We start from the raw sequence: 24,541 nt of genomic DNA on the forward strand, positions 1-24,541 counted from the left end.
GAGAGTGAAAATGCGTAATCTTATTTTTCATATGTTAAAAAGTTGGCTAAAAATGACCGCACTTTTCTGCATGTGATATTTTCCTCTATTATTAATAATGCTACTATTGTCTAACTTTTAACAAATTATTGACATTTATTAGCACAATGGATTGGTTCGTTTTTAGTTTTCTTAGTCTCCCAGTTATTGCTACATTACTGCCTTTTTTGCCGTTTAATCATTGGACGGTACGAATTTTTGATTTCCCTCGTTTGCAGATTGCACTACTTAATTTATTTTGTCTTGGAATAGGCTGGTTTTTGCGACCTGAGCCAACGTGGTTGTTTATCCTTATGCAATTACTCAATTTAGTTTGTATGGGATATCAAATTTGGGAGATTCTAGCTTATACTGCGTTATCTCGCCCGCAAGTATTACATTATCAGGGTGAGCGAAATCAGCGTAGTATTTCATTGTTGACAGTTAATGTGCTCACACCAAATCGACAAGTGGATAAACTATTGGCTTTAATTGAAAAATGGCAGCCAGATATCGTGCTTACTTTAGAAACAGATTTGTGGTGGGAGGATAAGCTTGCTTCATTAGAAAAACAGTACAGTTATACTGTGAAAATTCCACTTGATAATTTATATGGTATGCATTTATATAGTCGCTTGCCATTGCGTAATACAGAAGTACGGCATTGGGTACAAGAGGATATTCCATCAATTTATACACAAGCTTGTTTGTGGTCAGGTGAATGGATTCATTTGTATTGTTTACATCCTATGCCGCCAACACCAACCGAAAGTGCTACCTCAACACAACGTGATGCAGAGCTATTATTAGTTGGACAAGAAATCAGTAAAAATAACCAATCAGTATTGGTGTTTGGTGATTTAAATGATGTGGCTTGGTCATCCACATCGCGTTTATTTCAGAAAACCAGTGGCTTGCTTGATCCGCGAGTTGGACGCGGTTTATATAGTACTTTCCATGCAAAATATCCTTTTTTACGTTGGCCGTTAGATCATATTTATCATAGTAATGATTTTATGATGCGTGATATTCGCGTGTTATCTGATATTGGTTCTGATCATTTTCCAGTTTATGGCTGTTTTCAATATCATCCTTGTGTTGAAGTAGCTCAGTCTGAGCCAGATGTAGAGGATGCTGATCATGAATTGGCTCAAGAAAAAATTGATCAGGCAGAGCCTGAGAAGAAAGTTGTTGAAGAAAAGTATTGATAAAGATGGGCTAATAGGGTCTGAAATATTTGTGTATTATTATGTTTATCTGTTGCCTTCTGAAAGAATAAGCAAGTCATCAAAGCTTTTAGCGGAATAATATATTTATTCTGAAAGCTGAGAATAGTCTCTATTAATACTGGCTATAGCAGTAAAATTTATTTAGATAGGTACGTAAGTTGAGATTACGATTCTTTATTTTGGTACTTATCCATTAAAAAGAAAGAGACAGGAATTACCATTATTATGTTGAATTATGGAAAAATCGTAGTTAAAAATTTTGTATTTGTAGTGTAATAGTATTTTTAGATTAATATACCGATAGTTACGATATTTGATATACGCGAGAAAATAATAATTGGTGATATTAAATATATTTTTATTAGTGTGATAGTGATCGCGGACAATTACTATAAAAAATGGGTAATATTTGCATAAGATATTACCCATTTTTATGTAAAGGAGAACATGATGTTTACTTGGCAAAATTTATTAAATTCAGCAAGATTAAGCCATATTGATAATAATGAAACAAAAAGTAATGAAACTGAAATTTCATCTTTTGCAAGTGATTATAAAAGAATAGTGACTAGTCCAGCATTTCGACGCCTGCAGGATAAAACCCAAGTTTTCCCATTAGAAAGAAATGATTTTGTTCATACGCGTTTAACGCATTCAATTGAAGTTGCAATGATTGCGAGAGAGCTTGCGACAAATATTTGTCAGTATATTATTGAGGCTAATTTTGAGCCGAAAATAACAGAAAAACAGCGTGATGATATTTGTCGAATTGTAGAAAGTGCAAGCTTATTACATGATATTGGTAATCCACCTTTTGGTCATTTTGGTGAATACATTATTGCAAGTTGGTTTCAAGAAAAATTTTCAGCTTTATTAAAAGATATACCATTTGAAAAAGCATATTTATTGGATTTGCAACATTTTGAAGGGAATGCACAAGCATTGAGATTGGTGACAAAACTACATGAATTTTCGGGTAATCATGGGATGGATTTAACCTGCGCAACATTGAATACCATGATTAAGTATACACGCTGTTCTAATGAGCCAAAAGATAACAATTTAGTGACACATAAAAAAATTGGCTATTTTCAATCAGAAAAGACGATTTTTAATACGATCACTTCAACAACACAAGTAGGTAAAAATCGCCATCCATTGACTTTTATTTTGGAAGCTGCAGATGATATTGCTTATTTAACAGCAGACATTGAAGATGCAATTAAGAAAAATGTAGTTTCTTTTCAGAAATTTCGTGATTTTTTACAAGAGTATAATAGTAAGGCAGGTACTAATCCAACTTTAAATAAGTATTTACTTCAAACAGTAATGTCTGAAGAAGAAAATCAAAATCGATTTTTTCTTGATATACGAACAAGATTAATGTCTGGAGCGAAATTTATTTTCACTTCAAAGTACAAAGAAATTATGTCAGGAAAATATCAATATGATTTGTTTAAAGGTAGTAATGGAGAAACGCTGCATCAAGCTCTCAAAGTATTTTCTTATCAATATATTTTTACTGATAAAAATATTCTTAAACTTGAAGTCTCAGGTTGGACTATTTTGACATTTTTGCTAGATCAGTTTATCCCTGCAGCCTTGTACTACAAAGGACTTGATGATCCTAGTTATCAAAATGATCATAAACTCCATCAAAAACTAATTGAGCTCATTTCAGAGAATCATAAACGAGTCTATCGTGAATTTGCTCAGAAGGCAGTTTCTGAGCAAGAAAAATGTTATTTAAGAGTGTTAATGGTGACAGATTTTATTTCAGGGATGACAGACAGTTATGCATATGAACTTTATATGACATTATCTGGAAATAAAATTTCATGATAAATGACAGGGAGTTAGAACATGTCTGCAAATCATATTTTTACTGAAATAGCTTATGCATTAAGTCATAATCGGTTATGTCTGTTTACTGGCGCTGGCTTTACAAAAGCAATTACGGATGGAAAGGCACCATCTTGGCGTGATTTATTACAACAAGTTTGTCAACGCAATGAGTTACCTTTAGATATTTTAGATGAAGCTAATGAATATAGTGCAGCTTTAAATTTGGAAGAAAAAGCACAGCTTATTGCTGGGTTGTTGCAAGATAAAAAGAAGAGCATTCATGTGGAAATTAGCGAAATAATTCAGGATATTCAATTAGCAATAACAGATATTGAAAATATTAAAACATTTTTTAAGAATGAGTCATTTCATCTTTTGACGACAAATTATGATAAGCTTGCGGAACAATTAGCAGGAGAGAATTATCAGAGTTTTTCGCCTAAAAAACCAATACCGAGAAGTTCGGCTAAGACAAAAATATACCATATTCATGGCGCTATTGATGCGCCCGATGGAATGGTGGTGACTGCTGAAGATTATTTTCAATTTATCAACTATGAATCCTATTTTTCACGTAAGTTAAGTGTATGTTTACATGAGAATCTTGTTGTGATATTAGGTTATTCTTTGTCAGATACAAATTTAAAAGCCATTATTAATGAATATAAGGGCTTTTCTACAGATCAGCATATTGCTTCTAATATTTTTTTCGTTTCTAGAGATAATGTTTCTCAGTATACCAAGGATTATTATTCAAATTGCTTTGGTATTCGCGTGATTGATAATATGGAAATTGATGATTTTTTTAAGGCAGTTAATGAGAAATCCAAAGTAGTTAAACAGAAAAAAGATAAGAAAATCGAAAATATTAAAAATGTTTTATATAACGGAAGAGAATATACAGATTCATATTTAAAAAAAGATATTGCTTTATTTGAAATTTTAGCGTCTATACAGGCATTAGGTATTGATTTAAAAGATGAAGATGTGCTGAATTTAATTAATTGTATTCTAAAAAAGAAAATTGAATTTACTCGCCAAAATAGCGCGTGGGAGCAATATTACCACCTTGCATTATGGTTAGCCTATTTAGCCAGTATTATTAAGTTATATCATTCACCACTTAAAGCTATTTTTTTAGAGGGAGTCCAGTTATCATTGTCGATGTTAGGCGGTAGAAGAGAATGGGCAACACCTTGGGAAGCGACTCTAGAATGGCAAAAATCTTGGGGAAATATTATTCCTGAAAATCGACTTTTAATTAAAGAATATGTTGAAGAAAATATTTATAATGACTATGCAAGAAAATTAGTTGGTTTGTTATAAATCCGATTCAAATTAAAAATGGCACAAAGATTTGTGCCATTTTGCTGGGTTAAATTAATCAACAATCCTGCTTACCAAATTCATCCTTACGCAAGATCTGACGCACACTTTCATCAAACTGTGCTAAAACTTGTTCTGCATCTTGTGGATCTTTGCCTTTCGCATCTAAATAGAATTTGATTTTAGGTTCTGTACCAGATGGGCGGGCGATTAAGCGGCTGCCATTTTCAAGCACGAAGACCAAAATATCACTTTGGCGGTCAGTTTTAGTGTGATCTAAGAATTGTGCCACTTTGAAACCACCGATTTCGCTTGGTGGGTTGTTACGAAGTGCGGTCATTAATTTACCAATTTCAGATAAATCATCAACACGAATTGAAATTTGTCCACTGACATAGGCACCAAATTCTTGAGTGAATTCGTCAGCATAATCTGCTAGCGTTTTGCCTTGTTTTTTCAAGTAGCGTACTAAATCTAAGAACACAATTGCAGCGGAAATCCCATCTTTGTCACGTACTTTATCAGGGTCAACTAGGTAGCCTAGTGCTTCTTCAAAGCCAAATAATAAGCCTTCTACTTTACCGATATATTTGAAGCCCGTTAGTGTTTCTTCAGATTGGAAACCGTATTTTTTTGCAATTTCTGCCAGAGCAGGTGATGAAACTAATGAGCAAGCAAGAATCCCTTTTTGACCTTGTGCATGGTATTGTTTCGCCAAATACCAGCCTAAGAAACAGCCAACTACATTACCATGTAGTGGTTTCCAGTTGCCTTCTGCATCAGGTACCGCCACCGCTAGACGGTCTGCGTCAGGGTCATTGGCAATGATAAATTCCGCATTTTTCTCTTTCGCTACTTTAATGGCTAAATCTAATGCACCTTTTTCTTCTGGGTTAGGGAAGTTGACAGTTGGGAAGTTACCATCTGGTTGAATTTGTTCGTGTACTAAGTGTGGTTGTGGTAAACCTGCTTTTTCTAAAGTTTTGCTTAATACTTCATAACCAACACCATGCATTGCAGTATAAACATAGTTAATATCAGTTTGTGGTTCTTTGGCAAGTGCTGCGGTTTTTGCAATATAAGCATCTACAACTTCTTCATCTAATATAACGAAATCTTGGCTACGTGGTAAATCCTTGATTGAGCCTGCGGCAACGTTATCGATTAACTTCGCAATATCTTGATCGGCAGGAGAAACAATTTGTCCACCACCATTCGCTTTACCTAAATAAACTTTATAACCATTATCTTCTGGCGGATTATGGCTTGCGGTGACCATTACACCTGCAGTGGTATCAAAATATTTGATGGCATAGGCGAGTACTGGGGTTGGTAATTTGCGTGGTAATAAATAAGCTTTGATACCTGCACCAGCCATAATTTCTGCCGTATCACGTGCAAAAACATCGGAGTTTTTACGACCATCATAACCAATTACAATAGAAGGGGTTTGGTCATAGTCTTTTAAATAGTTAGCTAAACCACCAGCCGCTTGTGCGACAAGTACTCGGTTCATCCCCATGGAACCCGCTTGTAAGCGACCACGTAGACCCGCAGTACCAAATTGTAAGCGACCATTAAAACGACTTGCTAGTTCTGTGTTTGCTTTTTCATCGCCAGCTTTGGCAGCCTCAAGCAATTGTTCTAATTCTGCGCGAGTTTCAGCATCGGGATCTTGTGCTAACCAATTTTGAGCGAGGGTGAAGATTGTCATAAATTCTCCTTAATTTTTTATTAAAAAATTATGTAATGTAAAACACTTCTAGACTAGCTGAAAAAGGGAAGAATTAAAATGACTAAACTCAAATTATTTGAGCTTAGTCACTTTGTAATCGATTGCTTTTTTATTTTAGTAAGAATTTAGGTTGGTTTACTCAGTCATAACAGGGATGTATGTTATTTTGTTAGATGAGGCTTTGTCGATCACAAGAGTAATGCGGCTCCCCATTTGATGATATCAAAGAAAAATTTATTCTGGTTTGTTGCAACACCATCTGGATGAATTTTATCTTTGATAGCATTTTCTTCTGCCATCCCGCTTTTGTATTGCCCTTTCACGACGGCAAGATCATCTTTAGCCTGCATCCTTAATATTTGGCATTTGGCTTCCTCTAACGGTTTAGCCCTGTTTTGTTTGAATTTTTTATATTGATATGTCGCATAACCCATTGATTTTTCATCAGCTTGGATTATTTTTACATATTTCTCACCGATGATATCTTCTAAGGGATAGAAGAAGACGTATTGTGAATGTATATAAGCATCTTCTTGAGAGAAATGCTCACGTTGAATTCGAGTCAGATTTGGGTAAATACATTGTTCAACTTGTGTACTTGCTATTGCCCATTGTTTAGCTGCTTGATCAGAGAGTTCATAATCCAAATTAGCAAATTCAGCAGGGAAAGTAACAGGTTTAGTTGATAGACAACCTGCAAGCATATATGCCATGCTGAGTAAAAGTAATTTTTTTAACATAGTTAACCTTATTAAATACAAAAATTGGGCAGAATTTTAGCAATAATGCTCTCATTTAGAAAGTTGTGTTAGTTAAAGTGCGGTCAGTTTTTACAAAATTTTAAAGGCTTTGCGTTTAAACAAAGCCTTATGGATGATTAGCTGATTTTTAGATGTTGTTGGTGGTGAGCAATGAGTGTTGAACGGTGCCCTACACTGATAATAGTGGTGTTAGGCAATTCAGCTTTAAGTAAGCGATACATCGCATCTTCTAGGCCTTCATCCATACTTGCTGTAGCTTCATCTAAGAATGCAACAAGTGGTTTATGTAACAGTACGCGAGCAAAAGATAAACGTTGTTGTTCACCTAAAGAGAGTACGCGTGTCCATTCATCTTCTTGTGTTAATTTGTTGCTTAAATGTGCTAATTGTACTTTTTGTAAAATATTGACCGCACTTTGCAAGTTGACATCATCTGGAGCAACACCAGGATAATATAACGCATCGATTAAGCGTCCTTGTGGCAAGTAAGGTTTTTGTGATAAGAACAAGGTATTGTGTTGCGGACAGTGAATAGTACCACTTGCATAAGACCATAACCCTGCAATTGTTCTTAATAATGTGGTTTTACCAACACCAGAGTCACCTTGAATTAATAAAGATGTGCCGATAGGCAAAGTGAGATTTAAGTCTTCAATTAACGTATTGCCATTTGGTGTTTGTACGGTCAAATTTTCAAAACGTAATTGTGTTGTGCTGTCTTGGATAATCAAATCAGAAGCTTGGTTCGCTTGTTGAATCGCAGTATGGAAACCCGTTAGACGGTCCAATACGGCTCGATAAGCGGCGAAATCATCATAGGAATTACGGAAGAAAGATAACGCCGATTGTACTCGTCCAAAAGCACTTGAAGTTTGCATTAGGTCACCTAATGTAATTTGATTACTAAAATAGCGGGTAACTTGAATGACTAAAGGAAACACTACTGAAATTTGGGTCACAATTAAGTTAAAACCTGATAATTTTAAAGTACGGTGTACAACTTTCCATACGTTATCAATCACTTGATCAAATTGGGAATTTAGTAGGCGTTTTTCCATTTTCTCACCACGATAAAAAGCAATGCTTTCTGCATATTCTTTGAGACGAATCAGAGAATAACGGTAGTTAGCATTGAGACGTTCATTGGCGAAATTTAACTGGATGAGTGGGCGTCCAATTTTAAAGGCAAAAATACTGGTAAATAATACATAAATAAAGACCAGGAATACCATTGCATGTGGTACTTCAATACTGCCAACATTCATTGTGCCAGAGAGGTTCCACAAGATGATAGTAAACGCCACAATAGAAACGATAGCGGAAATTAAGCCTGTAGCAAAATCTAAGGTATTTGAAACAAAAGAATTGATATCTTGTTGGATACGTTGATCAGGGTTATCTAACTGATTTTCAAGATATTGTGTTTTGTAATAGGCTTGATTTTCAGTCCATTTATTTAGCATTTTGCTATTGAACCATTGACGCCAGTGAATCAGAAAACGCTTACTTAAGTAATAGCTGATTAAGGCATTTCCAATACTGGATGTGGCAATCACTGCAAATACGACCATTTGCTGCCAAAACACAGTTTCATTCATGTCTTGTAATGATTTATACAGCGCGTTATACCAGTTTGAAACCAAAATATCGATACGTACCGAGAGTAAGTCAAAGAAGACGATAATAATAAAATAAAGAAGTGGACGGATATTTTTTCTTGGATTGAAATAATCTTCTGCCAATAGCCAAAGCTGGTGTCCCCATCTGGTTGTTTTTGACACAGCATAGACTGCTAAAGGGAAAAATATAGCGGTAAGTGATAGGCTTTTAAGTAGCCAGAGAAATGAGTCAAAGAGTTCCTGCGACCAATTCATAGTAATTCCAAATATAAAATTATTGTTAAAAAAATGGTTCAGTATTCTTAAAAATTTTTGTTAGTTAAGCAAGAAAAATGTGATTAAGATTAAATTTTTATTATTTCTTTAAGTTTTTAAAAACAGAGATTGATATAATTATTTGTAGTTATTTTTGTTAAATTTGAAATTGATATAGAGGTAAATTATGAGTGACATTGCGATCACTATAAGCCTCCTTGCTCTTGTTGCTGTCATTGGGTTGTGGATAGGGCATTGGAAGATTAGAGGCGTAGGGTTAGGTATTGGTGGCGTGCTATTTGGCGGTATTATTGTTGCCCACTTTATAAAGCAATATACAGAATTAGAATTAGATCCACATACACTACATTTTATTCAGGAGTTTGGTTTAATTTTATTTGTTTATACGATTGGGATTCAGGTCGGACCAGGTTTTTTTGCATCTTTGCGCGAATCAGGGCTGAAGTTAAATGGTTTTGCTGCGCTAATCGTATTACTGGGTTCTTTAGCGGTGGTTGTGATTTATATGCTGGCTGATGTGCCTTTAGAAATTATTCTCGGTATTTATTCGGGCGCTGTTACTAACACGCCTTCTCTTGGTGCGGGGCAGCAAATTCTTGCAGAGTTGACAGCTTCTCAAACCACAGCGACGATGGGGATGGCTTATGCGATGGCATATCCGTTCGGGATTTGCGGAATTCTACTTTCTATGTGGTTGGTTCGTTTATTTTTCCGTATCAAAGTAGATGATGAAGCAAAAAACTTTTTGAAAGAAAGTGGGCAAGATAAAGACAGTTTAGGGTCGATAAATGTTAAAGTGACGAATCCTAATTTAGATGGTTTACGTTTAGTTGATATTCCCGGTTTCGATGAAAAGAAAGATGTTGTGTGTACACGTTTAAAACGTGATGAAAACATTAGCGTACCACAAGCAAATACCATTATTAAGCAAGGCGATCTTTTGCACTTAGTGGGAGAGCTGCCGTTATTGCGTAAAATTAAATTAGTGTTAGGTGAAGAAGTGGATGTGCCTTTATCTAGCTTTGCTGGCGATCTTCGTTCAGACCGTATTGTTGTCACTAATGAAAAAGTATTGGGAAAACGGATTCGCTCTTTAGGCATTCATCAAAAATATGGTGTAGTCATTGCACGTTTAAATCGTGCAGGGGTTGAGTTAGTCCCAACAGCAAATACAACATTACAATTTGGTGACGTTCTACATGTTGTGGGGCGTAGTGAGGTATTAAATCAAGCCGTTTCAATTATTGGTAATGCGCAACAAAAATTACAACAAGTACAAATGTTACCTGTTTTTATTGGAATTGGTTTAGGCGTATTATTGGGGTCGATTCCTTTTCAAATACCGGGATTTCCAGTAGCGTTAAAACTCGGGTTAGCGGGTGGACCATTGGTTGTTGCCTTGATTCTTGCTCGTATTGGGAGTGTTGGAAAACTTTATTGGTTTATGCCACCAAGTGCTAACTTAGCATTACGTGAAATTGGTATTGTGCTGTTTTTAGCTGTCGTTGGTTTAAAATCAGGCGGTAATTTCATGGATACTCTGCTAAATGGCAGTGGCTTAGAGTGGATGGGTTACGGTATTATTATTACTTTCATTCCATTGATGGTAACAGGGCTGATTGCGCGTTTATATGCCAAAATGAATTATTTAACTCTATGTGGCTTATTGGCTGGTTCGATGACAGATCCTCCAGCATTGGCATTTGCTAATGCAATTAAAGAAGATAGTGGGGCTTCTGCTTTATCTTATGCGACCGTCTATCCAATGGTGATGTTTCTCAGGATTATTTCACCTCAGCTATTAGCAATATTGCTATTTTAACCAGAAAAAGAAAAGACTGCATATTGAGATGCAGTCTTTTTTATGCTTTAGTATTATCAATTATCGTGTAGACAGTTGGAAAATCATGGCTTCTGCTTGGCAGCTGAATTCAAACTGTGCCTTTAATAATGCGCTATTTTCAGTTTTCACGATTTCACTTTTAATCTCACAAGGATCGCTTTCAGCCGCTTTTGCTTTTTGCGTTAAATAAGCTAGGGCTTCTTGTGCGAGCTCTTCTGTTGCATAAAGCTGCTCAAAATCAACTGTACAGTCAGAACCATCAATAATTGTACCAACATCCACACAGCAGCAAGCTTTGGCTTCTTCAGCGTTACATTTTAATTTACTCATATTTTATCCTCTATAATTTAGTAAAAATTTGCACTTATTTTAGCATTGTTCCAATCCTTCGCAAAATTTAACCGCACTTTATCTGCGTGATTGTGATCTGCGTGATTGTGGTTAGAGGGTGATTTATACTGGTCTGAACTCTTATTTAAATAGAGAAATAAATTTGCACCACTATGCATACTTCTTTAGAATCCAAACGCTTATTATATATAATTTAAACAACAAAGGGCTAAAAATGGCAAGAACTAGCAAATTTACTCAAACTCTTCTTTCTTCAATTTTAGCTGTAGCAGCAGGTAGTGCTTCAGCAGCAGCTTTCCAATTGGCAGAAGTATCAACTTCAGGTTTAGGTCGTGCATATGCGGGTGAAGCCGCAATTGCAGATAATGCGGCAGTTGTCGCGACTAACCCAGCGTTGATGACACAATTTAAACAAGCTGAAATTTCTGTTGGAGCAATATTTGTCGATACGAATGTCAATTTAGAAGGTGAGGCGGCATTAGTTAATCCTCAAAACCCCCAACAAATAATGGTTAAAAAATCAGCAGATCAAAAAAATGTAGTGCCAAATGGTTTATTACCAACCTTATATTTCATCAAACCAATCAATGAGCGTTTTGCTGTTGGTGCGGGTATGAACGTGAATTTTGGTATGCAAAGTAAATTTGATAGTGATTACAGTGCGGGTATTTATGGCGGTTCGACTAAATTAGCCGCAGTAAACTTAAATTTAAGCGGTGCATATCGTATCTCACAAGGTTGGAGTGTCGGTCTGGGTTTAAATGCAGTACATGCCAAAGCTAAATTAGAGCGTAATGCAGGATTAGTTAGCAATCTTTATAATGCAGCAGCTATGCAAGCTGGAGTAAATAAAAAAGTTGCTGATGATTCAACGATAGTTTCTCGTTTACAAGATTCGGCTTGGGGCTTTGGCTGGAATGCGGGTGTTGTGTATGAATTTAACCAAAATAACCGTTTTGGTGTAGCTTATCATTCGCCAATTGATATTAAATTTAAAGATAGTGAAGCCTATCGATTCAATTTCCCGAAACCAATTACTGGTCCGGCAGAGTTAACATTGAATTTACCAGCATATTGGGAAATTTCAGGCTACCACAAAATGACAGATAAGTTTGCTATGCATTATAGCTTGAAAAGAACAGAATGGAGCCGTTTCAAAGAATTACGTGCAACCTATACTGATGGTTCAGAAGCATTACATAAACCAGAAAACTTCAAAGATAGTACACGTATTGCGCTAGGTGCAAGCTATGATGCAACAGATGCATTAACATTACGTGCGGGTATTGCATTTGATGAAACGCCATTGATTGAACCTTATAAATCAGCATCTATCCCAGATACCGATCGTACTTGGTATAGCTTAGGTGCAACTTATGCATTGACTCCAAATCTGTCTGTAGATGTGGGTTATACACATATCAGAGGTAAAGAAAGTACTTTCGTTGAAAAAGAAAATGGTAAGCCGCTTGTTGTGAAATACACTGCAAAATCGAAAGCAAATCTTTATGGTTTAAATGTAAACTACCGTTTCTAATTTAGGCAAAAATTTAGGATAATAAAGCGTACTTCGGTACGCTTTTTCTGTTTAAGGAGGAATATGATGCAGCCTATTTATTATTGCTATTTTGAGGCACCTGTTGGACGTTTGTTAATGCTATCTCAACATGACAAATTAACCAATTTAGATTTTGAATTAGAACAGATTGCACCTAATCCGAAGTGGATTCTTGACGAAAATCGACCGCTCTTTGTAAAAGTAAAGCAGGCATTAGTGCGCTATTTTGCAGGTGAGCCAGAAACCTTTGCTGGTATTCCTCTGGCACCACAGGGTACAGATTTTCAACAACAAATTTGGCAAGCGTTACAACAAATCCCTTATGGGCAAACATCCACTTATGGTGAGTTAGCACAATTAATTGGCAATCCAAAAGCGATGCGCGCAGTGGGTGGAGCAGTAGGACGTAACCCGATTAGTATCATTATTCCTTGTCACCGTGTTTTAGGTAAAAATCGTAGTTTAACTGGGTTTGGTGGTGGGTTACCGACAAAGCGTCACTTATTGCAATTAGAACATATTGTTTATGTGGATAAAGGTATTGAATTTGTCAAACCTAAGTTATTGAAAAAATATCGCTAAAATTAACCGCACTTTATGATCCCACATACTGAACAAGAATTACTCGCTCGTGCACAATCTATTGCGGGCTTAACCTTTGCTGAATTAGCCTGTGAGTTAAATCTGCCTATCCCTGCTGATTTAAAGCGAGATAAGGGATGGGTTGGTATACTGATTGAAACGGCTTTAGGTGCCAACGCAGGCAGCAAAGCAGAACGTGATTTTGCTCATCTTGGTATTGAGTTGAAAACCATTCCCATTAATTCACAAGGATTACCATTAGAAACGACTTTTGTGAGTCTTGCGCCATTAATTCAGAATACGGGGGTTAATTGGCAGAATTCGCACGTTAGGCATAAATTGAGTAAAGTATTATGGGTACCTGTTGAAGGTGAACGGCAAATTCCATTAGCTGAACGTCATATTGGACAAGCAATTTTGTGGCAACCTTCAAGAGAACAAGAATATCGTTTACAGCGCGATTGGGAAGAATTGATGGAATATATTAGTTTGGGCAAAGTTGCGCAAGTGACTGCAAAATTAGGTGAAGTATTGCAATTGCGTCCGAAAGGTGCCAATAGTAAAGCTTTAACTAAGGGGGTTGGTAAAGATGGTGAGATTATCGATACTTTACCTTTAGGTTTTTATTTACGTAAAGCGTTTACGACGGAAATCCTGCAGCAGTTTTTACTTGGTGATGATTAATTTCTTGGCATTTTTTAAACAAAACTATATGATTTGTACAATTTTTTAACTTGAAGGAAACGTGATTATGTTTGAATGGCTCGCTAGCCCAGAAGCGTGGATTGCGCTGTTTACTTTAGCTGCATTAGAGATTGTTTTAGGTATTGATAATATTATTTTTATCAGTATTTTAGTGGGACGTTTACCTGAACATCAACGTCAATCAGGGCGCTTAATTGGTTTGGGATTAGCTATGGGGATGCGAATTTTACTCTTGCTTTCGTTATCTTGGGTAATGTCATTAACAGCACCTTTATTTACAGTATTTAGCGAAGACATCTCAGGTCGCGATTTAATCTTATTATTTGGTGGATTATTTTTGGTAGCAAAAAGTACTCATGAAATTCACCATGCGATGAGTCCTGAAGAAGAAAATGCAGAAAATACACCGAAAAAGGTCAGTTTTATTGGGATTTTAACGCAAATTGCTATTTTAGATATTGTGTTCTCATTAGATTCTGTGATTACAGCAGTAGGTATGGTTGAGCAAATTGAAGTCATGATTGTCGCCATTGTTATTGCAGTTGGTGTGATGATGTTTGCGGCAAAACCAATCGGTGATTTTGTGGAAACACATCCAACTTTAAAAGTACTAGCCTTATCATTCTTAATTCTGATTGGTGTGGCATTAATTGGTGAAAGCTTAGACTTCCATATTCCGAAAGGCTACATTTACTTTGCTATGGGCTTCTCTGTCGTTGTCGAAATGATTAACATTAAAATGCGTAAAAAATTAATTAAGAAGCCGACAGCATAATTAGTAGTGTTTGATATAGCAAAGGCGGAGTTTACCTCTGCCTTTTTGTTTATGTCGTATAAATATTAATGCGCTTCGTCCCAATTCTTACCTATGCCAATATCGACAATCAGTGGAACGACTAATTGCGCCGCTTGCTCCATGGTTTGTTTAATGAGCTGGCTAAATTCAGTCACTTTTTCTGAGCGTACTTCGAACACTAATTCATCATGTACTTGCATAATCATTTGGATATCAGGATGATCTGCGATTTGTTTATCTAATGTAATCATTGCACGTTTGATGATATCAGCTGCACTTCCTTGCATTGGTGCGTTAATTGCCACACGCTCAGCCGCTTTACGACGAATTGCATTTGCAGAACTAATGTCGGGTAAATATAAACGGCGACCAAACAAAGTGGATACATATCCCTGCGCTTTAGCTGTTTCACGAATCTCAGTCATAAAAGTTTGCACATTAGGATAGCGTTGGAAGTATAAATCCATATACTTTTGCGCTTCGCCACGTGGAACACCTAATTGGCGTGATAAACCAAAAGCACTCATACCGTAGATTAAACCAAAATTAATTGCTTTCGCACTACGTCGTTGCTCACTGGTCACTTGGTCTAGCGGGACAGCAAAAATTTCTGCCGCAGTAGAACGGTGAATATCTTTTCCTTCGCTAAATGCGTTAATAAGTCCTTGATCTTTTGATAAATGCGCCATAATACGCAATTCAATTTGTGAGTAGTCTGCCGCAATAATCGTATAGCCCTCACGTGCGATAAAGGCTTGTCGAATACGACGACCTTCTTCGTTGCGAATTGGGATATTTTGTAAATTTGGATCACTAGAGGATAAACGACCTGTCGCAGTTACTGCTTGATGATAAGAGGTATGCACACGTCCTGTTTGAGTATTGACCATTTGCGGTAATTTGTCAGTATAAGTTGATTTTAGTTTACTTAAGCCACGGTGTTCGACTAAAACTTTTGGTAATGCATGGTCGTAAGCTAATTCTTCCAACACTTCTTCATTAGTGGAAGGCGCGCCTTTAGGTGTTTTCTTTAAAACAGGTAAACCTAATTTATCAAATAAGATTTCTTGTAATTGCTTCGTTGAGGCTAAATTAAAGCATTGACCGGCTAATTCATAGGCTTGTTGCTCAAGTGCGGTCAGTCTTGTGCCAATTTCATTTGATTGATTAAATAGTGCGTCACAATCAATTAATACGCCATGACGTTCCATGCGAGAGAGTACTGCAATTAATGGACGTTCCATATTTTCATACAATTCAACTAATGTTGGCTGCTGTGATAGTTTTTGCCACAGAACTTGCTGTAGTTTCATTGTAATATCTGCATCTTCCGCTGCATATTCGGCAGCTTGTTCTAATGGAATTTGATTGAAAGTCAGTTGTGCTTTGCCTTTACCCGCAATTTCTTCAAAGCTAATCGTTTGATGACCTAAATACCGTTTAGCCAGATCATCCATATTATGGCGCCCAGTGCTATCAAGTATATAAGACAGTAGCATTGTGTCGTAAGCGATACCTTGTACATCAATACCATTACGAGCAAAAATACTGAGATCGAATTTGATATTTTGTCCTATTTTTTCAATAGTTGGGTTTTCTAAAATAGGTTTTAGGAATGCCAGTGCACTGTTAACATCCACTTGTTGTGGTGCGCCGATATAGTCATGGCGGAGTGGAAGATAAGCTGCTTCACCATTCTCTAAAGCAAAAGAAATCCCGACTAAATTGGCAGACATGTAGTCTAAACTGTCAGTTTCCGTGTCTATAGCAATTAATTTTGCACTTTGTAATTTACTGAGCCATTTTTCCAGATCTGGCATTGTCAGAATACAATCATATTTACTGCGATCTATGTCAATTTTGACCGCACTTTCTGTTGCAACAGCAGCTGGCGTTGCTTGATAGTTATTGATTTTAACCGATTGTGTATGACCATTGGTGACAGTATTTTCTCCACTCATGACTTCAGTCAGCCAACGTTTAAACTCATAACGCCCAAAATATTCGATAAGTTGATCGTTATTTGCTGCACCAAAAGTGAGTTGTTCAGGGGTAATTTGTAAGCTGACATCAGTTTTAATGGTGGCAAGTAAGTAAGATAAATCTGCCATTTCTTTGGCACCAAGTAATTTATCCGCCAATTTTTTCGCGCCGCGAAGTGGTAGGTCAGCGACTTTATCCAAATTGGCATAAATTTCAGCCATACTACCAATTCCTTGCAATAGACCTAAGGCAGTTTTTTCACCGACACCGGGTACGCCTGGAATATTGTCTGAACTATCTCCCATTAACGCAAGGTAATCAATAATTAGCTCAGGGGGCAAACCATATTTTTCGATAACACCTTGTCGATCAAGCAAGCTATTATTCATCGTGTTAATCAGCATAATATTGTCATCAACTAGCTGTGCCATATCTTTATCGCCAGTACTGATTAACACTTTTTTACCTGCTTTTGAAGCTTGCACTGCCAGTGTACCGATAACATCATCAGCTTCTACACCTTCAACAATAAGAAGTGGAATACCTAAGGCACGAATAATATTGTGAAGCGGTAAAATTTGTTGGCGTAATTCATCTGGCATTGGCGGACGATGTGACTTGTATTGTTCAAACATTTCATCGCGAAACGTTTTACCTTTAGCATCAAATACTACCGCAATATGGCTGGGTTGTACTTGTGAAATGAGGCTTTTTAGCATATTTAACACACCATACATGGCACCAGTTGGTTCATTTAATGAATTAGTGAGTGGTGGGAAAGCATGAAATGCGCGATATAAATAAGAAGAGCCATCAACAAGAACTAAAGGATTTTCTGCAATGTTTGCCATAATCGATCCGTTTTTTAAAGTGAAAATTTGGGGACATTATAGCGTAAAAGTGAGGGAAAAGTGCGGTTAAAAATAGGAATGTTTTGTCTGTTCATGATTTGTTGAATTGTAAGGAAATGTAAAAATAATCACAGAAATTAAAAAGTTTGTGATCTTAATCACGTTAAGCTAGGTATTTTGTATGAATTAATGCATTAGTTTGTTAGATTAGACTACTTACAACTTACAATTAAAATGGAGTCATTTAAGGAGAAAAAATGAAAAAGTTTAGCTTATCAATTATTGCAGTCAGCTCGCTTGTATTATTGACCGCTTGTTCAAATCAACAAGCTATGGAACAAGGTAATCAGGCACAACTACAGCAACAAATGTCTATGGGATTAGTATGGACCCAGCAATCTGGTGAATATGAAGCGTTAGCCCATCAAGCTTTTAATACAGCTAAAATTGCTTTTGATCATTCAAAAGTCAAAAAAGGCAAGAAAAAGGCAGTCGTAGTTGATTTGGATGAAACCATGATCGACAACAGTGCTTATTCAGGTTGGCAAGTCAAAACTGGTCAAGGTTTTTCACCAAAAACATGGACAAAATGGGTAGATGCAAGACAATCAGCCGCAATTCCAGGCGCAGTAGAGTTCTCTAACTACGTTAATGCGAATGGTGGTACGATGTTCTTCGTGTCTAATCGTCGTGATGATGTTGAAAAAGCAGGGACTGTGGATGATATGAAACGTCTTGGTTTTACTGGTGTAAATGATAAAACCTTATTATTGAAAAAAGACAAATCAAACAAATCAATTCGTTTCAAACAAGTTGAAGAGATGGGTTATGACATTGTGTTATTTGTAGGTGATAATTTAAATGATTTCGGTGATGAAACCTATAAGAAAACCAATGCAGAGCGTCGAGCATTTGTAGCTAAAAATAGTAAAAAATTTGGTAAAACGTTCATTATGTTACCGAATACACAATATGGTGACTGGGAAGGTGGTTTAGATAAAAACTATTTTAAAGGCGATTCACAAAGCAAGTTAGATGTTCGTGCGAAAGCAATTCATGCTTGGGATGGTAAATAAGGCTTTTTCTTTTTATTTGATTAAATGCGGTTAAATTAGCGTTAACCGCATTTTTTATTTCTTACTATTTTGTTATCGCATTTTCAGTGTATTACTTATATCATTAGCCCATCTTGTTTCATGGGTACTATATGCAAAAAATATTTCTTATTTTGACCGCTCTTTGCTGCTTAAATAGCTGTGGGACTGTAGTGAAATTAATTGATCCGACTGAGCCTTATTCTGCGTATGCAGGCACAAAATATGATGTTGAAATGGCAAAGCAGTGGGGATTACCTATTTTAGATTTGCCGCTTTCTTTTTTACTTGATTCCGTATTATTACCTTATGTATGGTCACAACAAACAGAACAAAGATAATCCGCTATGAAATTAAATGTGCAACAACAAAAAGCAGTTGAATATGTCACAGGACCTTGTTTAGTATTGGCAGGCGCTGGTTCCGGTAAAACGAGGGTGATTATTAATAAAATTGCACATTTAGTGGCAAATTGTGGTTATCAGCCACGCCAAATTGCTGCAGTGACTTTCACGAATAAAGCTGCACGTGAAATGAAAGAACGTGTTGCACATTCTATTGGCAAACAAGCAAGCCGTGGACTCATTGTGTCTACATTTCATACACTAGGCTTCGATATTATTAAACGTGAATATAAGCAGTTGGGCTTTAAAGCGAATATGACATTGTTTGATGAACATGATCAATTGGCGTTATTAAAAGAACTCACGGCAGACTTCCTTGCAGAAGAGAAAGAATTATTGCGAGAGCTAGTTTCAACAATTTCAAATTGGAAAAATGATTTAATTTCACCTCAACAAGCAAAATATTTAGCACGTGATGCAAAAGGACAAACTTTTGCGCTATGTTACGAACGTTATAGTAAACAAATTCGTGCGTATAATGCGTTAGATTTTGATGATTTAATCATGTTACCGACTTTATTATTTAAACAGAATGAAGAGGTACGTTTAAAGTGGCAACAAAAAATTCGTTATTTATTAGTCGATGAATATCAGGATACTAATACTAGTCAATATGAGTTAATTAAGTTATTAGTAGGTGAACGTGCTTGTTTTACTGTGGTCGGTGATGATGATCAGTCTATTTATTCATGGCGTGGCGCACGCCCACAAAACATGATGCGCTTAAAGACAGATTTTCCTCAATTAGACGTCATCAAATTAGAACAAAACTATCGCTCAACACAACGTATTTTACATTGTGCCAATATTCTTATTGCGAATAATGAACATGTTTTCGATAAACAACTGTTCTCAAATTTAGAGTCAGGAGAGAAACTACAGATTATTGAGGCAAAAAATGAGGATGATGAAGCAGAACGTGTTGTGGGTGAACTAATTGCACATCGTTTCATGCGTAAAACAAAATATAAAGACTATGCCATTTTATATCGCGGTAATCATCAATCTCGTTTATTAGAAAAAGTGCTTATGCAAAACCGTATTCCTTATAAAATTTCAGGAGGAACTTCGTTTTTTTCTCGTGCTGAAATTAAGGATATGATGGCGTATTTACGTTTATTGGTTAACCAAGATGATGATGCGGCATTTTTGCGAATTGTAAATATCCCAAAACGTGAAATTGGTATAGTGACATTAGAAAAGTTAGGTACATTAGCACAAGAAAAGCAAATAAGTTTGTTTGAAGCGATTTTTGACTTTGAATTAATGCAACGGGTTACGCCTAGAGCTTATAATGCATTGCAAAATTTTGGTCAATGGATTGTGCAATTAAGCGATGAAATTATGCGTGCTGAACCTGAGCGGGCGATTCGTACTATGCTAGCACAATTGCATTATGAGGAATATTTATATGAATATGCGCCCAGTCCAAAAGCGGCAGAAATGCAAAGTAAAAATGTCGCTACTTTATTTGATTGGATTGGCGACATGCTTAAAGGTAGTGAGGTTGATGAGCCTATGAGCCTAAATCAGGTGGTGACAAGATTAACTTTACGCGACATGATGGAGCGTGGTGAAGAAGATAATGAAAGCGATCAAGTTCAATTGATGACGCTACATGCATCTAAGGGGCTAGAATTTTCTCATGTTTTTCTGATTGGCATGGAAGAAGGTATTTTACCGCATCAAACCAGTATTGATGAAGATAATGTTGAGGAAGAACGCCGTTTAGCTTATGTTGGCATTACGCGAGCACAACAAAGTTTGATCTTTTCTTTATGTAAAGAACGACGTCAATTTGGTGAAGTGTTAAAGCCTGAGCCGAGTCGTTTTTTAGCTGAATTACCGGTAGATGATGTGCAATGGGAACGTGATAAACCAGTGATGACAAAGGCACAACAGCAAGAAAATACGGCGAATCAATTAGCAAATTTGCGTGCGATATTACGCGGTAAATAATTTTTTCTGTTTTATTTGCTCTAATTTGTAGAGAAATCAGTCAACTGAATAATTTTTTGTAAAAAATGATTTGACTTATTTTTAGAAAAACGTATCATACCGCCCACAAACCGATTGCGGTGAGATGGCCGAGAGGCTGAAGGCGCTCCCCTGCTAAGGGAGTATGGGGTCAAAAACTCCATCGAGGGTTCGAATCCCTCTCTCACCGCCATTTACTCAGGTTTGCTCGCTATTAAGTTAAGTTTTTTATTAAATAGCAAGTAAACAAGTGCTGCACCCGTAGCTCAGCTGGATAGAGTACTCGGCTACGAACCGAGCGGTCAGAGGTTCGAATCCTCTCGGGTGCGCCATTTTAAATTCGAATCTATTGTTTAAAATGGTTAAAGCAACTAAATCAAATTTCAACTATACGCACCCGTAGCTCAGCTGGATAGAGTACTCGGCTACGAACCGAGCGGTCAGAGGTTCGAATCCTCTCGGGTGCGCCATTTAATTTCATGTCTTCTTTATCCTGTTATCTTTGAGTTATTTGACAAGTTTATTTTACACATACAGCTTATCTGCTATCTGCTATCTGCTATCTGCTATCTGCTATCTGCTATCTGCTATCTGCTATCTGCTATCTGCTTCTTGTTTGGCTTGGCTTGCAAAAGTGCGGTCTGTTTTTGAGAGATTTTATGCTTTTAACGAGAAATCTTATTGAGCATGGCGTGATCGAGTTTATCTAAGATCTGTGGTTGATCGAGCAAAAGTGAATAATAATTTGCTAAAAAATAACTTTGCTCATTGGCAGGAATTGGGAAAGGGATCAGTTGTAAGATTTCTTTGTGCATAGCCAAAACTATTGGAAAACAGACCGCACTTTGAATCTTGGTTTGAAAGTCTTTATGCAGTGGTGAGGCACAATGGTGGCGCTTAATTCTGCCTAACGAATTGGCTAAATGAATCAATAGTGTTGTGGCTTGTGTTCTATTCACATCAACATGCCAATGTTGTGCCAAGTGATGTTGCGCATTGAATACAATTTCAATAATTTGTTCGTCAATTAGCTTACGAACTTGTAGCATTTTTAACTGAGATTGGATATTCATACTTTCCTCACCACGACTTGTCATTCAGTCTAGCTCAATTCTGTGTAATTAAACAGTGCATAGATCACAAATTTATAGCACAATAATGTTTATTTAAATTTCATTGAATAAACTAAAGTGATGATGTTAGATAAACAACTGTTTAGCCAATATGCTGGATTAATTTTTGATATGGATGGTACTTTAATTGATACTATGCCTTGTCATGCACAAGCTTGGCTGATGGTTGGTGAGTATTATGGATATGCTTTACAACCTGAAATCATGTATAAAATGGCAGGCGCCCCGCTGCGTACGATTGCACAAGCAATAATGCAAGAAGCGAACATGCCTTTAACTTTATTACAAGATGTGATGCGTTTAAAACGTCAGTTTGGCAAAGCACTTATTTTAAACCAAGCAAAATTATTACCTGCCGCAAATGTCGCCAAGCATTTTTATCAACAGAAAGCTATGGCATTAGGCACAGGATCGCACCGTGAAATGACATATTTATTGTTAGATAAATTAGATATTGCACATTGCTTTGAGGCTGTTGTGACTTCAGAAGATGTAGAAAAACATAAGCCAGCGCCTGATACCTTTTTACGTTGTGCTGAATTAATTCAAGTTAAGCCACAAGATTGTTTGGTTTTTGAAGATGCAGATTTAGGTGTACAAGCTGGGTTAGCCGCAGGTATGCATGTATTTGATGTGAGAACGTGTAGATTAATTACAGAGTAATTGTATGTTAAGCGATAAAGAAAAAATGCTAACAGGTTTAGCTCATCAACCTTATGATCAAGAATTAGCCGCACTGCGTTTGCGTAATAAAGAATTATTGCATGAATATAATGTATTAACTCGCCCTTCTGATAAACAAAATAAAGCACGTTTAATCTTAACTATTCTTGGTAAAGCAACGAATATTCCACATATTAACTCTCCTTTCTATTGTGATTATGGTCAATTTATTGAAGTGGGCAAAAACTTTTTTGCTAATTATAACTGTACTATTTTAGATACAGGTGGCGTGAAAATTGGTGATGATGTTTTGTTTGCGCCAAATGTGAGTTTATACACAGTAGGACATCCCATTGATCCTGAATTACGTAGATCAGAATGGGAACAAGCATTACCTATTGTGATTGGTCATAATGTTTGGGTTGGGGGTAATGTAGTGATTTTAGGTGGTGTGACAATTGGCGATAACTCCGTGATAGGCGCAGGTTCTGTTGTCACGAAAGATATTCCTGCTAATTGTGTGGCAGTAGGTAATCCATGTCGTGTCTTAAGACCAATTAGTCAAAAAGATCGTGATGACTATTTACAACGTTTTAAACCTGATTTAAATGATTGAGTTATGGTCTTGGGAATTTTGGCAGCAGCATAGTTTATACTTGATGTTTGCCAGCGCGTTTTTAAGTGCCACTGTTTTGCCAGGTAATTCAGAGGTGATCTTTGTTGGATTATTAACGCCTTGGGCTTTAAGTCCAGGAACGTTGTTGAGTGATAATGTGTTAAGCTTGTTTACAGTTGCTGTGTTAGGCAATAGCCTTGGTAGCTTCACTACCTATTGGTTTGGGCGTGTTTTGCCCCAAGTGTCAGAAAAACAACAGCGACATCCACGCTTTGGATTAGTTATTCGCAATATCCAACGTTATGGTATTTGGAGCTTATTTTTCAGTTGGTTACCTGTCATTGGCGATATGTTGTGTGTTGTAGCTGGCTGGTTGCGTTTAAATATGCTGGGTGTATTTGTGCTAATGACATTAGGTAAAGCTGTACGCTATCTTTTTTTATTGTTATTAACGATGAATTTGTTTGCAATTTGAGTAAAATAAATACGTTTTTAACGTAAAAAAACACCACCCAAAAGGGTGGTGAAATAACCTAAGGAACCAATTTTATTAAAAACAACTGCAAGTTGCTGTATTTTAAGACAGATGCCTTGAAGTAAAGTTCAAAAAAATTTAACTAAAATTGAAATAAATTGACAATTTAAAGGAAACAATTATGCCACTACTTGATAGTTTTAAAGTCGATCATACTCGAATGAATGCGCCAGCTGTACGTATTGCAAAGACAATGCGTACACCAAAGGGAGATGATATTAGTGTATTTGATTTACGTTTTTGCGCGCCAAACAAAGCTATTTTATCTGCTAAGGGAATTCATACTTTAGAGCATTTATTTGCTGGCTTTATGCGTGATCATTTAAATAGTGATGAAGTAGAAATTATTGATATTTCACCAATGGGATGCCGTACTGGTTTTTATATGTCATTAATTGGCACGCCAAACGAACAACAAGTTGCCGTAGCTTGGTTAGCGTCAATGCAAGATGTACTTAACGTAAAAGAACAAAGTCAAATTCCTGAGCTAAACGAATATCAATGCGGTAGTTATACAGAGCATTCCCTTTCTGATGCACATCAAATCGCGCGCAATGTGATAGCAAGTGGTATTGGTGTAAATAAGAATGAAGATTTGTTACTTGATGAAAAATTATTAAACCCATAATCCTATATCTGTA

The 24,541-nt window shown here is 36.5% G+C and carries 21 protein-coding genes and 3 tRNA genes; 18 read left to right on the forward strand and 6 right to left on the reverse strand.

Annotation, left to right across the window (positions count from 1 at the left end; translation table 11 throughout):
* Positions 1-146 precede the first annotated feature (146 nt).
* From ACFSAV_RS02810 to ACFSAV_RS02820, 3 genes are all read left to right on the forward strand, one after another.
* Positions 147-1,226, forward strand: coding sequence for an endonuclease/exonuclease/phosphatase family protein (locus ACFSAV_RS02810; RefSeq protein WP_101774557.1), 1,080 nt, complete (start codon positions 147-149; stop codon positions 1,224-1,226).
* Between the two features lie 471 nt (positions 1,227-1,697).
* Positions 1,698-3,089 (forward strand): deoxyguanosinetriphosphate triphosphohydrolase, encoded by a 1,392-nt coding sequence (locus ACFSAV_RS02815; RefSeq protein ID WP_379095939.1) that lies wholly within the window; start codon positions 1,698-1,700, stop codon positions 3,087-3,089.
* A gap of 21 nt (positions 3,090-3,110) precedes the next feature.
* Positions 3,111-4,418 carry an SIR2 family protein gene (locus ACFSAV_RS02820; protein ID WP_379095941.1) on the forward strand — a complete coding sequence of 436 codons (1,308 nt, stop codon included), beginning with the start codon at positions 3,111-3,113 and terminating at the stop codon, positions 4,416-4,418.
* 58 nt (positions 4,419-4,476) lie between these two features.
* On the opposite strand, the gene ACFSAV_RS02825 is transcribed toward ACFSAV_RS02820, so the two are convergent.
* From ACFSAV_RS02825 to ACFSAV_RS02835, 3 genes are all read right to left on the reverse strand, one after another.
* Complete coding sequence (locus ACFSAV_RS02825; RefSeq protein ID WP_379095943.1) at positions 4,477-6,132, reverse strand: phospho-sugar mutase; 1,656 nt, start codon at positions 6,130-6,132, stop codon at positions 4,477-4,479.
* A gap of 209 nt (positions 6,133-6,341) precedes the next feature.
* Positions 6,342-6,893 (reverse strand): DUF5358 domain-containing protein, encoded by a 552-nt coding sequence (locus ACFSAV_RS02830; RefSeq protein ID WP_379095945.1) that lies wholly within the window; start codon positions 6,891-6,893, stop codon positions 6,342-6,344.
* A 137-nt stretch (positions 6,894-7,030) separates the two neighbouring features.
* Positions 7,031-8,788, reverse strand: a complete 1,758-nt coding sequence (locus ACFSAV_RS02835; protein WP_379095946.1) for an ABC transporter ATP-binding protein/permease — start codon at positions 8,786-8,788, stop codon at positions 7,031-7,033.
* A gap of 187 nt (positions 8,789-8,975) precedes the next feature.
* On the opposite strand from ACFSAV_RS02835, the gene ACFSAV_RS02840 reads away from it, so the two are divergent.
* Positions 8,976-10,631, forward strand: coding sequence for a putative transporter (locus ACFSAV_RS02840; protein WP_379095948.1), 1,656 nt, complete (start codon positions 8,976-8,978; stop codon positions 10,629-10,631).
* 60 nt (positions 10,632-10,691) lie between these two features.
* On the opposite strand, the gene ACFSAV_RS02845 is transcribed toward ACFSAV_RS02840, so the two are convergent.
* On the reverse strand, positions 10,692-10,982 hold the full coding sequence (locus tag ACFSAV_RS02845) for a YfcZ/YiiS family protein (RefSeq protein ID WP_101774564.1): 291 nt from the start codon (positions 10,980-10,982) through the stop codon (positions 10,692-10,694).
* Between the two features lie 235 nt (positions 10,983-11,217).
* On the opposite strand from ACFSAV_RS02845, the gene ACFSAV_RS02850 reads away from it, so the two are divergent.
* The 4 genes from ACFSAV_RS02850 to ACFSAV_RS02865 all read left to right on the forward strand — a co-directional run bounded on the left by ACFSAV_RS02850 (position 11,218) and on the right by ACFSAV_RS02865 (position 14,623).
* Positions 11,218-12,540: an outer membrane protein transport protein gene (locus ACFSAV_RS02850; RefSeq protein WP_379095951.1), complete on the forward strand. Its 1,323-nt coding sequence runs from the start codon at positions 11,218-11,220 to the stop codon at positions 12,538-12,540.
* A 66-nt stretch (positions 12,541-12,606) separates the two neighbouring features.
* Positions 12,607-13,143, forward strand: a complete 537-nt coding sequence (locus ACFSAV_RS02855; RefSeq protein WP_379096455.1) for a methylated-DNA--[protein]-cysteine S-methyltransferase — start codon at positions 12,607-12,609, stop codon at positions 13,141-13,143.
* A 15-nt stretch (positions 13,144-13,158) separates the two neighbouring features.
* The gene (mutH, locus tag ACFSAV_RS02860; protein WP_379095954.1) at positions 13,159-13,827 is read left to right on the forward strand and encodes a DNA mismatch repair endonuclease MutH; all 669 of its coding nucleotides are present in this window, start codon (positions 13,159-13,161) and stop codon (positions 13,825-13,827) included.
* A gap of 67 nt (positions 13,828-13,894) precedes the next feature.
* Positions 13,895-14,623 (forward strand): TerC family protein, encoded by a 729-nt coding sequence (locus tag ACFSAV_RS02865; RefSeq protein ID WP_101774568.1) that lies wholly within the window; start codon positions 13,895-13,897, stop codon positions 14,621-14,623.
* A gap of 65 nt (positions 14,624-14,688) precedes the next feature.
* On the opposite strand, the gene polA is transcribed toward ACFSAV_RS02865, so the two are convergent.
* Positions 14,689-17,478 carry a DNA polymerase I gene (polA, locus tag ACFSAV_RS02870; protein ID WP_379095957.1) on the reverse strand — a complete coding sequence of 930 codons (2,790 nt, stop codon included), beginning with the start codon at positions 17,476-17,478 and terminating at the stop codon, positions 14,689-14,691.
* A 257-nt stretch (positions 17,479-17,735) separates the two neighbouring features.
* On the opposite strand from polA, the gene ACFSAV_RS02875 reads away from it, so the two are divergent.
* From ACFSAV_RS02875 to ACFSAV_RS02900, 6 genes are all read left to right on the forward strand, one after another.
* Positions 17,736-18,554, forward strand: a complete 819-nt coding sequence (locus tag ACFSAV_RS02875; protein ID WP_101774570.1) for a 5'-nucleotidase, lipoprotein e(P4) family — start codon at positions 17,736-17,738, stop codon at positions 18,552-18,554.
* A gap of 131 nt (positions 18,555-18,685) precedes the next feature.
* Entirely contained in the window at positions 18,686-18,913 is a 228-nt protein-coding gene (locus ACFSAV_RS02880) for a YceK/YidQ family lipoprotein (RefSeq protein ID WP_101774571.1), read from the forward strand.
* A gap of 6 nt (positions 18,914-18,919) precedes the next feature.
* Complete coding sequence (rep, locus tag ACFSAV_RS02885) at positions 18,920-20,935, forward strand: DNA helicase Rep (RefSeq protein ID WP_379095962.1); 2,016 nt, start codon at positions 18,920-18,922, stop codon at positions 20,933-20,935.
* Positions 20,936-21,053: 118 nt separating this feature from the next.
* Positions 21,054-21,146: transfer RNA gene (locus tag ACFSAV_RS02890), tRNA-Ser, on the forward strand.
* A 62-nt stretch (positions 21,147-21,208) separates the two neighbouring features.
* Positions 21,209-21,285: transfer RNA gene (locus tag ACFSAV_RS02895), tRNA-Arg, on the forward strand.
* A 61-nt stretch (positions 21,286-21,346) separates the two neighbouring features.
* Positions 21,347-21,423 (forward strand) — tRNA-Arg (locus ACFSAV_RS02900).
* Positions 21,424-21,618: 195 nt separating this feature from the next.
* Here the strand turns inward: ACFSAV_RS02900 and ACFSAV_RS02905 are convergent.
* The gene (locus tag ACFSAV_RS02905) at positions 21,619-22,026 is read right to left on the reverse strand and encodes a PRD domain-containing protein (RefSeq protein WP_379095965.1); all 408 of its coding nucleotides are present in this window, start codon (positions 22,024-22,026) and stop codon (positions 21,619-21,621) included.
* Between the two features lie 123 nt (positions 22,027-22,149).
* Here ACFSAV_RS02905 and ACFSAV_RS02910 point away from each other — a divergent pair, with 123 nt between their 5' ends.
* The 4 genes from ACFSAV_RS02910 to luxS all read left to right on the forward strand — a co-directional run bounded on the left by ACFSAV_RS02910 (position 22,150) and on the right by luxS (position 24,528).
* Positions 22,150-22,749, forward strand: coding sequence for a beta-phosphoglucomutase family hydrolase (locus tag ACFSAV_RS02910; RefSeq protein WP_101774575.1), 600 nt, complete (start codon positions 22,150-22,152; stop codon positions 22,747-22,749).
* A gap of 4 nt (positions 22,750-22,753) precedes the next feature.
* The gene (locus tag ACFSAV_RS02915; protein WP_379095968.1) at positions 22,754-23,365 is read left to right on the forward strand and encodes a sugar O-acetyltransferase; all 612 of its coding nucleotides are present in this window, start codon (positions 22,754-22,756) and stop codon (positions 23,363-23,365) included.
* Positions 23,358-23,840, forward strand: a complete 483-nt coding sequence (locus ACFSAV_RS02920) for a YqaA family protein (RefSeq protein WP_379095970.1) — start codon at positions 23,358-23,360, stop codon at positions 23,838-23,840. Before ACFSAV_RS02915 ends, ACFSAV_RS02920 begins: the two co-directional genes overlap by 8 nt.
* A 181-nt stretch (positions 23,841-24,021) precedes the next feature.
* Entirely contained in the window at positions 24,022-24,528 is a 507-nt protein-coding gene (luxS, locus tag ACFSAV_RS02925; RefSeq protein WP_379095973.1) for an S-ribosylhomocysteine lyase, read from the forward strand.
* Positions 24,529-24,541: the final 13 nt, after the last annotated feature.

This window comes from Pasteurella oralis, assembly GCF_042681465.1.
Taxonomy (GTDB): Bacteria; Pseudomonadota; Gammaproteobacteria; order Enterobacterales; family Pasteurellaceae; genus Pasteurella; species Pasteurella oralis.